Source organism: Limosilactobacillus ingluviei str. Autruche 4, from assembly GCF_000312405.1.
Classification (GTDB): Bacteria; Bacillota; Bacilli; order Lactobacillales; family Lactobacillaceae; genus Limosilactobacillus; species Limosilactobacillus ingluviei.
Map to the genome: position 1 here is coordinate 822,172 of NZ_HE997173.1, position 11,404 is coordinate 833,575.

At 50.6% G+C, this 11,404-nt stretch carries 12 protein-coding genes; 2 read left to right on the plus strand and 10 right to left on the minus strand.

Going from position 1 to position 11,404, the window contains the following annotated elements; translation table 11 throughout:
• Window positions 1–4 precede the first annotated feature (4 nt).
• On the minus strand, window positions 5–1,816 hold the full coding sequence (uvrC, locus tag BN54_RS04050) for an excinuclease ABC subunit UvrC (protein ID WP_019205871.1): 1,812 nt from the start codon (window positions 1,814–1,816) through the stop codon (window positions 5–7).
• Window positions 1,817–1,982: 166 nt separating this feature from the next.
• Between uvrC and BN54_RS10300 the strand changes: the two genes are divergently transcribed.
• On the plus strand, window positions 1,983–2,138 hold the full coding sequence (locus tag BN54_RS10300; protein ID WP_019205872.1) for an SPJ_0845 family protein: 156 nt from the start codon (window positions 1,983–1,985) through the stop codon (window positions 2,136–2,138).
• A 92-nt stretch (window positions 2,139–2,230) separates the two neighbouring features.
• On the opposite strand, the gene BN54_RS04055 is transcribed toward BN54_RS10300, so the two are convergent.
• The 9 genes from BN54_RS04055 to BN54_RS10470 all read right to left on the minus strand — a co-directional run bounded on the left by BN54_RS04055 (window position 2,231) and on the right by BN54_RS10470 (window position 11,043).
• Window positions 2,231–2,530: a nucleoside triphosphate pyrophosphohydrolase family protein gene (locus BN54_RS04055; protein ID WP_019205873.1), complete on the minus strand. Its 300-nt coding sequence runs from the start codon at window positions 2,528–2,530 to the stop codon at window positions 2,231–2,233.
• Window positions 2,531–2,532: 2 nt separating this feature from the next.
• Entirely contained in the window at window positions 2,533–3,123 is a 591-nt protein-coding gene (yihA, locus tag BN54_RS04060) for a ribosome biogenesis GTP-binding protein YihA/YsxC (protein ID WP_019205874.1), read from the minus strand.
• Between the two features lie 10 nt (window positions 3,124–3,133).
• Complete coding sequence (gene clpX / locus BN54_RS04065; protein WP_019205875.1) at window positions 3,134–4,387, minus strand: ATP-dependent Clp protease ATP-binding subunit ClpX; 1,254 nt, start codon at window positions 4,385–4,387, stop codon at window positions 3,134–3,136.
• A gap of 205 nt (window positions 4,388–4,592) precedes the next feature.
• Window positions 4,593–5,894 (minus strand): trigger factor, encoded by a 1,302-nt coding sequence (gene tig / locus BN54_RS04070; RefSeq protein WP_019205876.1) that lies wholly within the window; start codon window positions 5,892–5,894, stop codon window positions 4,593–4,595.
• A gap of 196 nt (window positions 5,895–6,090) precedes the next feature.
• Window positions 6,091–7,281 carry an elongation factor Tu gene (gene tuf / locus BN54_RS04075; RefSeq protein ID WP_019205877.1) on the minus strand — a complete coding sequence of 397 codons (1,191 nt, stop codon included), beginning with the start codon at window positions 7,279–7,281 and terminating at the stop codon, window positions 6,091–6,093.
• A gap of 198 nt (window positions 7,282–7,479) precedes the next feature.
• On the minus strand, window positions 7,480–8,385 hold the full coding sequence (locus BN54_RS09810; RefSeq protein ID WP_019205878.1) for a hypothetical protein: 906 nt from the start codon (window positions 8,383–8,385) through the stop codon (window positions 7,480–7,482).
• Window positions 8,386–8,611: 226 nt separating this feature from the next.
• Window positions 8,612–10,423: a ribonuclease J gene (locus BN54_RS04085; protein ID WP_019205879.1), complete on the minus strand. Its 1,812-nt coding sequence runs from the start codon at window positions 10,421–10,423 to the stop codon at window positions 8,612–8,614.
• A gap of 202 nt (window positions 10,424–10,625) precedes the next feature.
• On the minus strand, window positions 10,626–10,895 hold the full coding sequence (rpsO, locus tag BN54_RS04090) for a 30S ribosomal protein S15 (protein WP_019205880.1): 270 nt from the start codon (window positions 10,893–10,895) through the stop codon (window positions 10,626–10,628).
• 25 nt (window positions 10,896–10,920) lie between these two features.
• Window positions 10,921–11,043, minus strand: coding sequence for a hypothetical protein (locus BN54_RS10470; RefSeq protein WP_019205881.1), 123 nt, complete (start codon window positions 11,041–11,043; stop codon window positions 10,921–10,923).
• 99 nt (window positions 11,044–11,142) lie between these two features.
• Between BN54_RS10470 and rpsT the strand changes: the two genes are divergently transcribed.
• A complete protein-coding gene (gene rpsT, locus BN54_RS04095; RefSeq protein ID WP_019205882.1) occupies window positions 11,143–11,397 on the plus strand; it encodes a 30S ribosomal protein S20 in 255 nt (84 codons plus the stop codon).
• The last annotated feature ends 7 nt before the right edge of the window (window positions 11,398–11,404 follow it).

The following is an 11,404-nucleotide window of genomic DNA, read 5'->3' on the forward strand; positions in this document are numbered from 1 at the left end:
AAAATCAGTCGTGACTGCTGCCCTTGTTGACGGCCGCCTTTTTTTGCAGGGAAACTTTAATTAATTGGGCGGTTTTGGCATTAATCCCCAGCTCCCGAATTTGCTCCACCGAAGCCGTCGCAATCTTATCAATCGAGCCGAATTCTTTCAAAAGTTTCGTACGGGTGCGCGGCCCCACCCCCTTGATCTCATCCAAGCGGGAACTCAAGGAGTGCTTGGTATGGACCCGCCGGTGGAAGGTAATCGCAAAGCGGTGGACCTCATCTTGAATCCGTTGGACCAAGTAAAAGCCCTGGCTGCGCGGATCTAAGTGGACTGGGGTCGCCGCTTTGCCAAACAGTAAGTCGGCCGTTTTGTGCTTATCATTTTTGACCATCCCCACCACCGGAATCGCCAAGTCCAATTCATTTTCCAAGACATCCTGCACCGCCGCCATCTGAATTGCCCCGCCATCCATAAAAATCAAATCCGGCAACGGTTGGCCTTCCTTCAATAACCGGCTGTAGCGGCGCCGGATCACTTCCTTGGTGCTGGCCGTTTCGTCCGCATGATCAATCACCGTGGTCAACTTATACTTCCGGTACAATTTTTTGGCCGGTTCCCCATCGACGAAGACAACCATCGCTGAGACCGGATCGGCCCCTTGGATATGCGAATGGTCAAAAGCTTCAATCGTATGTGCCGCTGGCAAGCCCAGGGCATCGGTAATTTCTTTCATTGCCCCGGTCGTCTTTTGCTTGTCCATCGCAAGCAAGCGGAATTTTTCCTGGAGGGCCAACGCCGCGTTCTTTTCGCCCATGGCCAACAGGTCCCGCTTTTCCCCCCGCTGGGGCGTCCGCACCGGAATCCCTAAAATCCCAGCGATTTCCGCATTTGGCAAACCCTTGGGCACAAGGAGTTCTTTGGGCAAAATGTTATTCTTCCGTTGGTAGAATTGCAAAATGAAACTGGTCATTTCTTCGGCAGCACTATCGACCACCGGAAAGAGCCGTTTTTCCCGCTTCATTAAGCGGGCTTGGCGAATGAAAAAGATTTGCAACGACAACCAGCCCTTGTCAAAGTAGTAACTGATGACGTCGCGCGGGGTCTTATCGTTTGAAATGATTTTTTGCTTTTCAACCGTCACTTCAATGTAGTGCAACTGGTCGCGCAACTCCGCTGCCCGCTCAAATTCCAGGGCGGTAGCCGCCGCTTCCATGCGCTGGGTTAGTTCGGCCTTGATTTGCTTGGTATTCCCGTTTAAAAAGGACTTCAGCCGTTTGATCTGCGCCGCGTATTCGGCTTCCGGGACCGGCTTAAAGCAGGCCCCCAAGCATTGGCCCAGGTGGTAGTACAGACACGGCCGTCCCTGGTAGCCACTGCAGCGGCGCAAGGGGTACACTTTTTGGAGCAAATGGACCGTTTCTTCAGCCGCATAGACATTAGGATAGGGGCCAAAGTAAGCGGCCCCATCGTTTTTGATCTGACCGGTAATCTGTAGCTGCGGGTCCCGTTCGTTGGTAATTTTAATGTACGGATACCCGGTCCCCCGCTTTAATTTAATGTTAAAGTAGGGCTGGTGCTTTTGGATCAGGGTGATTTCTAACAGAAAGGATTCCTTATTCGTCGAAGTGACAATCGTTTCAAAGTCAGCCACCGTGGCCACCATTTTAGCGACCTTACCGGTATGAGAGCTCTTAAAATAGGAGCGGACCCGGTTTTTTAAATTTTTCGCCTTGCCGACGTAGATAATTTCCCCGTGGGCATCCTTCATCAGGTAACAGCCGGGGGCGTCGGGCAGCAAAGCCAGTTTGTGTTCTAAGTATTCACTTGCCATCGTTTTCCTCGCTTCCCCATAATCTTACTGCCTTTATTGTAACGACTTGCCCGCCACAGGGCAAAAGCCGGGCTTGTCCCACCCAAAAATTAGCCGGAAGGCCGACCGGCATGATAGAATAGGACCTGGTCAAATGTAATCAGTACTTAAAAAAGGAGGGGACTACATGGGCTTAGTAACACGCCGGCAGGACACTTTGGATCGCTTGTTTGAAAACTTCGCCATCGACCCGAAGCATCCTGATAAAACCGCACCCAAGCAACCAGACCAACCAGCTAAGGACGCTAAAAAAACAGAACCAGCTGAGCACAAACAAGCTTAACCGACCATGAAAAGGGACTGGGAGAAAACACCGTTTTCTCACCAGTCCCTTTCTATTTCCGTCCGTCCCTCCGTTGGCGTGGACAAACGCCCCTATTTACGGCGATCAAACCCATGCGGGTAGCGCTTGTTTAAGGTGGCAATATTGGCCTGCGCGACTTCATCAAACGGAATGTCGGCCCACTCGGCTACTTGCGAAAGGTACCATAAGACATCCCCCATTTCGTGAATCAGCTGCTGCTTATCGAGGGGCTTACCCTTGAAGGTGTAGCTCTTCACCAAATCGACGACCTGACCACTTTCCCCCGCCAAGCCCAGGGCACAGTTGGTGAGGACCTGTTCATTGCCGTACAAGGTCCGCTTGGCGGCTTCTTGATACTCATTAAATTCCATTGCTACTTAACCCCCGTTTGTTGACTAATCCAATCCCAAACCTGCTCCTTACCCAAACGGGTTTGGGCCGAAAAGAGGATCAGTGGCGCGCCAGCTTGCATCCTCAAGGCTTGCCGCACCTGCTTTTCAATGCGGTTGTACTGACTGGGCTTGAGCTTATCAACCTTGGTGGCCACCACTAAGGTTGGGACCTGGTAATAGGTCAGCCACTGGTACATAGCAATGTCGTCATCCGTCGGCACATGCCGCCCGTCGACTAATTCAATGACCCCCTTGAGTTGGTCCCGGTTGGTCAAGTAGTGTTCGATCATCTTACCAAACTTTTCCCGCTGCTTTTTGGAAACCTTGGCATAACCGTATCCTGGCACGTCGACAAAGTACAAGGCTTCTTCCACGTGGTAAAAGTTCAGGGTTTGGGTCTTGCCGGGTTGACTGGAAGTGTGGGCAAAGTTCTTTCGGTTGATCAAGACATTCGTCAACGAAGACTTCCCCACGTTAGACCGCCCCACCAGGGCAATTTCCGGCTGTTGGTCGGTAGGGTATTGGTCTTCTTGGACCGCGCTAATGGTAAGTTCGACTTGATTTACGTCCATCCTGGTCCCCCTATGATGCTTGCTGATCGTCCATCACATATTCCGGCGCTGCATGCTCTACCACGCTGGCCTTGGTGATCACCACTTTCTTGACATCTTGGCGGCTTGGTAAATCAAACATGACATCGCGCATGACGTCTTCAATGATCGACCGCAACCCCCGGGCCCCGGTATTCCGAGCAATCGCCAATTTGGCCATTTCTTGCAAGGCTTCTGGGGTAAATTCCAGCTGGCTGCCGTCTAAGCGAATCAGTTCTTGGTACTGCTTAACCAGCGCATTCTTTGGTTCGGTCAAAATCCGGATCAGGTCGGCTTCATCCAACTTTTCCAACGCCGTCATGACGGGCAGCCGCCCAATAAATTCCGGAATCAGCCCAAACTTCAACAGGTCCTCTGGAATCACGTGTTGCAAGATGTTTTTGTCCGTAACATCATTGATTTCCCGCGAATCAGTCCCAAAGCCAATTGTCTTATCACCGAGCCGTTCCTTGACGATGCTTTCAATCCCGTCAAAGGCGCCCCCGACAATAAAGAGGATGTTTTTCGTGTCGACTTGGATAAATTCTTGTTGCGGGTGCTTGCGACCGCCCTGCGGTGGCACGTTAGCAACGGTCCCTTCCAAGATCTTCAGCAGGGCTTGTTGGACCCCTTCCCCTGAAACATCCCGGGTAATGGAGACATTCTCGCTCTTCTTGGCAATCTTATCAATTTCGTCGATGTAAATAATCCCTTTTTCGGCCCGTTCCACATCGTAGTCGGCGGCTTGGACCAACTTCAGAATAATGTTTTCCACGTCTTCACCGACGTAGCCGGCTTCCGTTAAGGTCGTGGCATCCGCAATCGCAAAGGGAACATTTAAAATTCGCGCTAAAGATTGGGCCAAGTAGGTCTTCCCGGACCCGGTCGGCCCGATCACCGCGATATTGGATTTTTGTAGTTCCGTGTCGTTATTATCACCGGTCGTCATGGCATTAACCCGCTTGTAGTGGTTGTACACCGCTACGGCCAAGGTCTTCTTGGCATCCTTTTGACCGATTACGTAATCATCTAATTGCGCCATAATTTCGGCTGGCGTTGGCACTTTGAACGTACCCTTTTGGCTGGCATCATCGGCTAGCTCTTGGGCAATAATTTGTTGGCAAAGTTCGACACATTCGTCACAAATGTAGACCCCCGGGCCGGCGACAATTTTTCTGACTTCGTCTTGTGATTTGCCACAAAAGGAGCAATGCACATTTTGTTCCGTGTTTGTATCTTCAAACATTCACTTTTCACCTTCCTAATTTCGCGCTGATCCTTGTAAACTGGCCGGCTGTAGCCCGGGCCAATTTAAGGCGCTTGATCATGCTTTCTATCTTAGCAAACCCGCCGTTGAAATACTAATAAAGTGGTTTGCAGCTAACATAGAAAAAAGGCTACGACAAGCAGGCTTGCCGTAACCCTTTTTGTTAATCAACCCTAACGATTCACTAGTCTTCGTCTGCTGGCAAGTCTTGCTTTGCAGAGTCGGCAATCAGGTCAACTGCCTTCTTGATTTCAACGTCGTGGGCCAACATGTCCTTGGACAAGGCCTTTTCAACCGCATCCTTTTCCATGTTGTATTCTTCAGCCAAGTCACTTAATTCTTGGTCGATTTCTTCGTCCGTCGCCTTCAGGTTGGCATCTTCAACAACGGCTTCCAGTACCAAGTGGGTCTTAACCCGCTTTTCGGCCCCATCTTCAAATTGCTTCTTCAAATCATCTTCGGTCGTGCCCGTGATTTGGAAGTACATTTGTGGGTTGATCCCTTGTTGTTGCATCCCAGCCAGGTATTGTTGCATTTGGTTGTTAACATCACTGTCCAACATTGCTTGTGGAATGTCTTGGATCGTGGCGTTAGCAACAGCTGCATCAATTGCTGCGTCTTCGATGGCCGACTTCGCCGCAACTTCCTTTTGTTCTTGCAGTTGCTTCTTAGTCTTTTCCTTCAATTCAGCCAGCGTATCAACGTCTTCATCCACGTCCTTGGCAAATTCATCGTCCATTTCTGGCAATTGCTTTTCCTTGACTTCGTGGATCGTAACGGCAAAGTTAGCTTCCTTGCCCGCTAATTCCTTAGCGTGGTAATCTTCAGGGAAGGTTACCTTTACGTCAACTTCTTCTTCAGCCTTGTGGCCAACCAGTTGGTCTTCAAAGCCTGGGATAAAGCTGCCGGAGCCTAATTCCAGGGAGTAGTTGTCAGCGGAACCGCCGTCAAACTTTTCCCCGTCGATCGTCCCAACGTAGTCAATTACGACCGTGTCGCCGTTTGCAGCGGCTTCTTCCTTGAGGACCAATTCAGCTTGTTGTTGACGCTTCTTTTCTAATTCGCTGTCAACATCAGCATCGCTGACCGCCGTGTCTTGCTTTGGCACGGACATGCCCTTGTATTCACCCAGGGTAACTTCTGGCTTCACAAAGATCGTGGCCGAAATCTTCCATGGTTGACCCTTTTCCATACTGTCAATGCTGATTTCTGGTTGGGCAACAGGTTCGATTTCCGTTTCCTTGATTGCTGCTTCGTAAGCGTCTGGCAAGACAGCGTTCAAAGCATCTTGGTACAGGGCTTCTTCACCGTACATTTGGTTGAAGATCGTCCGTGGCACGTGGCCCTTCCGGAAACCAGGCACCGTAATCCGCTTTTGCGTTTGCTTAAAGGCCTTGTCGATTCCCTTTTGAACCGTTTCAGTATCAATTTCGAACGTTAATGTCCCTTTGCTGGCATCGCTTTCGCGTTCCCATTTTGCTGACATTTCATTTCCTCCAATTACAATTCAGTTTTGGCTGGACTGGCCAACCTTACATACTTATTAAGTTTACCGTAGCTACCTTTAGATTTCAACTATTTCAGTGGGATTCTGCGGAATCCGCGGCGAAAAAAAGAAAAAGGACCAGGAACTAAATCCTGATCCTTTTCGCCTTGAAAAAAGGTTGATCAACTAATTTAAATTAGTCCAACACTTCGGATACCACACCGGCACCAACAGTGTGCCCACCTTCACGGATGGTGAACTTCAGACCCTTTTCAATGGCAACTGGCTTTTGCAGGGCAACAGTAAAGGTAACGTTGTCCCCTGGCATAACCATTTCAACACCTTCTGGCAATTCGATCGTCCCAGTAACGTCAGTCGTGTGGAAGTAGAATTGTGGACGGTAGTTGGAGAAGAATGGCGTGTGACGGCCCCCTTCTTCCTTGGTCATAACGTAGACTTCACCCTTGAATTCCTTGTGAGTTTGGATGGAACCTGGGGCAGCCAATACTTGACCACGTTCGATTTGGTCGTGGGCAACACCACGGAGCAGAACCCCAACGTTGTCCCCGGCTTCACCAAGGTCAAGGGTCTTGTGGAACATTTCAACCCCAGTAACAGTGGACTTGAGAACGTCTTCCTTCAGACCAACGATTTCAACTTCGTCACCGACCTTAACAGTCCCACGGTCAATCCGACCAGAAGCAACCGTCCCACGACCAGTGATCGTGAAGACGTCTTCAACTGGCATCATGAATGGCTTGTCAGTAGGACGTTGTGGAGTTGGGATGTATTCATCAACCACATCCAGCAAGTGTAAGATAACCTTTTCTTGTTCTGGGTCACCTTCAAGCGCCTTCAAAGCAGACCCACGAATAACCGGAATGTCATCGCCAGGGAAGTCGTATTCGGACAAGAGGTCACGAACTTCCATTTCAACCAGGTCAACCAGTTCGTCATCGTCAACAAGGTCAGTCTTGTTTAAGAAGACAACGATGTATTGAACCCCAACCTGACGAGCTAACAGGATGTGTTCACGGGTTTGTGGCATAGGACCGTCAGTTGCGGCAACAACCAGGATAGCACCGTCCATTTGAGCGGCACCAGTGATCATGTTCTTAACGTAGTCCGCGTGCCCTGGGGCGTCGATGTGAGCGTAGTGACGCTTTTCCGTTTCGTATTCAACGTGGGCAGTGTTGATAGTGATACCACGTTCCTTTTCTTCTGGAGCAGCGTCGATGTCAGCGTAGTCAGCTGCGTTGGCAAGGCCCTTTTCGGACAATACCTTCGTGATAGCTGCGGTCAAAGTAGTCTTACCGTGGTCAACGTGGCCGATAGTACCAATGTTAACGTGCGGCTTAGTACGTTCATAATGTTCTTTTTCTGCCATTAATGAAACCCTCCTAGTAAATTACAAGTATCATGCCTGGCCTACCAATGGCTGACCAGACACACCCTTATATCTTATTGTACTACTTCTGATTGCTAATTCATAGTCCTAAATTAACTGATCAGAATTCTTAACCATAATATCAGTTCACCCTTGATTTGTAAACGGATTTGCCCAACTTTTTCGCGGGGAAACCATTTAGAGGCCCAACTGTGCCAATTGGGCATTTAACCGCCGCTGCCAGCACCTAATCATCTGCTCAGTTGACGTCGCAGCTGGTCCTTGATGTGGCTGGCTCATCTCATCAATCCAGCGGCTCGGATCAATCATCGCCTTATCCACAAAGGGATACAACAAGGCCAGGTGCAAATTGAAGGTCTGCAGCCGCGCCTGGTAAGTTAACGGATCTGAATTAGCGAAGCGCTTGGCCAATTCAGCATAACCGACCTGGACGACCGGCATTGCTTCTAAAGGCAAACACGCGGCGGGCGTAAAGGGGTATTCGTGGTCGTCGAGCCACAGCATGGTCAATTCTTGGTCGACTTTTAATTGCACCAGGCTTTGTACCACGGTACTCTTTACCAGGGGTTTGACAAAGGGATCGCGCAAGACAAAGCGGCTGCCCTGAATGAATTCGGCCAGCGGCAACCGCAAGGCTTCAGCGAAGCGGCGCTGTTGGGTCAGCAAGCCGCCATCCCCCAGGTGATAGAAATGTTGCAGGCGCGTGTGCAGGGTTTGCGGGGCTCGGGTCTTGAGCGTAGCCTCGGCAGCCGCAATCTGGGCTTGGGCCGCCCCTTGCCGCGGGGTCGGCAGTTGCCAAGCCAATTGGCGGGCCCGGATAAAGCCGTGGTTGGCAAGTTCGATCGTCAGCAATTGTTCCTGCAAATCAGCCGAAGTCAAATAGGCGGCGCGCTGCTCGTTGGCAATTGTCAGAGCCGTGCCATACTGCTCCACGGCCAGCAGCGCCCGGGTCAGTTCTCGATTGACCGAAAAATCATCCGTTTGTTCATACAAAATTTGCAGTTCTTGAACCGCCGCTTGATTGGCGCCTTGGGCCAATAAACGGCCGGCATGGTGTAATTGGGCGAGTTGGGTTGGCGTCATGCTCATTCCTCCATTTTAATAAAGAGGCTGGGAGAAAACTGTGTTTTCCCCCAGCCTCTGTTGGTTTTTCGAATATTACACAGATCACGTGGGAAATAACCGTAAGCCTAGTGGATAAGTACGAACGAAGAACGACGCGTCCCGCGCCAACCTTCGTCCTAGCTTATCCATCCGGCTTGCCGAGCAGGTTATTTCCCACCCTCTTTTGACGTTCAAACGTGATCAGTTAGTTTTTGGTTGCCTTGGCATTCGTGGCTTTCGCCCGCTTCTTGCCCCGTCCCCGGGAAGGCCGGTTGCTTTGCCGCTTGGCTTTGCCACCTTCTTTGGGCTTCGCTGGGGCTGCGGTTGCCTTCGATTTGTTCTTGCGCTTGGAGTGTTGATTAATTTCCATAATCACCGGCAAAATAACCGGGTGGCGCTTGGTTTGGTTAAATAAGAAGCGGTTTAATTTGTCGCGCACGTTTTGCTTTAAGTGGCTCCAATCAAATTCCTTTTGGTCCAGGTCTTCTTGGATTACTTCTTCCACTAATTCGGCACTTTGTTTCATTAACTGCCGGTTAGTCTTGACAAAGACAAAGCCCCGGGACGTGATTTGCGGCTTGGTGACGATCTTTTTCTTCTTGCGGTCAATCGTGGCCACTACAACAAAGATCCCGTCTTCTGATAAGACCCGCCGGTCCCGCAGGACAATATTGCCAATGTCGCCAACGCCAATCCCGTCAATCATCGTATTACCGACTTCTACCCGGTCACCTAAGTGGAAGCGGCCGTCTTGGTAGGTTAAGACGTCCCCCTTGCTGGTCAAGAAGATGTTTTCCGCTGGGATCCCCACTTCTTCGGCTAAAATCGCGTGTTGATCCAGCAGGCGGTATTCCCCTTGGATCGGCATGAAGAAGGTTGGCTGCATGAAGTTGAGCATCAGTTGCTCGTCATTTTGGTTCCCGTGACCGGAGGGATTCAAATCTTCAGCGATAAACTTAACTTCTGCTCCCGTCCGGTACAGCATATCGGTCACCTTTTGGACCACGGCTTCCATTGCATATGATGGGGTCGTCGCCACAAAGACCAGGTCGCCTTCCCCGAGGGTCACTTCCGGATCGTCACCATTGGCGATTTCTTGCAGGGCCTTGATCGGCGCCCCCATCTTGCCCGTTTCTAAGATCACGATTTCTTCCGGCGCCAAGTCGGCGGTGTCCGCCATCGTCACCAGCAAGCTCGGATCAAAGTGCAGTTTACCCAGGTTCATCGCCGTGCTGACGATTTGTTCCAAATCTTGGCCCCCGGATAAGACGACCTTGCGGCCACTGGCAGCCGCCGCATCAAAAATCTGTTGGACCCGCATGATGTTGGAAGCCACGCTGCCGACCACGATCCGGCCGTTATGATTTTCAAAGACGTCCAAAATGTAGGCCGCGATGTCTTTTTCCCGGGTCGAGGCCGCCGTTAACGCCGCCCCAGCCGAATCACTCAACAGCAACAAGACCCCTTCTTGGCCGACTTGAGCCAGCTTAGCCAAATCGGTCCGGTAGCCATCGCGGGCGGTTTGGTCAAACTTGAAGTCCCCGGTGTAGACAATCGCCCCTTCATCGGTGTGCAAGACGATTCCCAGCGTGTTGGGCAGGGTATGGGTCGTCGCAAAGAAGCTGACCGTCACATTTTGAAAGTCAATTTCCGTGGCGGGGTCAACTTCATGGAAGTCATTGAACTTCTTGACCTGCTTGTGTTGCTTCACAGCCAGCTTGGCCAATTCAATCGTCAAGCGGCTCCCAAAGACCGGCACCTGAAAGTCCATCAAAAAGTACGGCAAGGCCCCGATCGCGTCGGCGTGACCGTGGGTTAAAAAGACCCCGGCAATCTTGTCGGCGTGTTCTTTTAAGTAGGCCCAGTCGGGAATTACCACGTCGATGCCCATCAATTCATTTTCGGGGTACTTCAGGCCGCAGTCCAAAATAAAAATCTGGTCGTTCACTTCCACGGCATACATGTTCTTACCGTTTTCGCGCACGCCCCCAAAGGGAATTACATTGATTTTTGTCACAAATCTGTCTCCTTTTACCTTTAATTCAACTGTCAATTGGCAACTGGGTAATGGTTGGGTCCCGTTGCCATTATTTTTCCAGAGTTATGATATTCCTATCTTACCACACCCCCGCCGCGCAATTCAAAAGCTCGCCCCGCCTTTTTGACCTATATATAAAAAAGACCCCAGCCAGCGCTGAGGTCGAAAGGATTTAAGCTGATTACCGCCGCAAACCAAGGCTCTTGATCAGTTCCCGGTAAGCAGGCAGGTCCGTGCGCCGGAGGTAAGCCAACAGGTTCCGCCGGTGACCGATCTTCTTCATCAAACCACGTTGGGAGTGGTAGTCGTGCTTGTGCGTGCGGATATGTTCGTTCAATTCGTTAATGTCCGCCGTCAAAACTGCCACTTGCACTTGCGTGGAACCAGTGTCCCCTTCGTGCGTTGCGTATTGCTTGATGATTTCGTTCTTCTTTTCCTTTGAAATAGCCATAACTATTTTCCCACCTTTCAATTTTTTAACCCCCGCTGCTAAGTAAGACGTCGGTGAGGATCGTCAAACTGAGGAGCGGGCTGACCGCTTTTGCGACCTTAGCTAATATACTAAACTTCCCTGGCAATTGCAAGTTTTCTTTTTCCATTCGAGAATCCCTATTGCATTGCATGGCATGATTCGGTATAATGACAAATGTTGAAAATTCTGGTCAACCGATACCAAGAGGTACGGAGGTGAAATTGAAATGCCAATTATTAAGTCAGCAATCGAACGCGTCCGCGTTAACGAAAAGGCAGCAGCACGCAACGCTTCCCAAATGAGCGCTATGCGGACTGCCATCAAGAAGTTTGACAAGGCAAAGTTAGCCGGTGCAGACAACGTTGAAGATCTGTACAAGCAAGCAATCTCTGCCATTGACCGCGCCCACTCCAAGGGCTTGATCAAGGCTAACAAGGCTGCCCGTGACAAGTCACGTCTGGCTGCCCGCCTTGCAAAGTAATGAAATA